The 312-nt window shown below is 68.9% G+C and carries 1 protein-coding gene; it reads left to right on the plus strand.

The window, feature by feature from the left end; genetic code table 11:
* On the plus strand, window positions 1-312 hold a 312-nt coding region (locus ACLIYP_RS30910), incomplete at both ends, for a Hint domain-containing protein (RefSeq protein ID WP_412716358.1).

Raw genomic sequence — 312 nt, forward strand, 5'->3', positions numbered from 1 at the left:
TGGTGCGGTGGGGAAGCTGGCGGCGAAGTACGGGGCGCCGTGGAAGTGGAAGAAGGCCGCCGAGCTCGTCAAGAGGATCAAGAAGCACGGCGGTGACCTCTACGACGGCCTCAAGGGGATCATCGACAAGTCCGGGAGGCTCAAGAAGGCCCGGCAGCGGCTGAAGAACGCCGAGGACGCCTGCGACCACAGTTTCCTGCCGGGTACGCCGGTGCTGCTGGCGGACGGGAGCCGCCGGGCGATCGAGGAGGTGCGGGCCGGGGATCTGGTGACGGTCACCGATCCGTACCGGGGGCTGACGACCGTCCGGCC

Origin of the sequence: Streptomyces nanhaiensis (assembly GCF_046614825.1) — a bacterium.
GTDB classification, from domain to species: domain Bacteria; phylum Actinomycetota; class Actinomycetes; order Streptomycetales; family Streptomycetaceae; genus Streptomyces; species Streptomyces radiopugnans.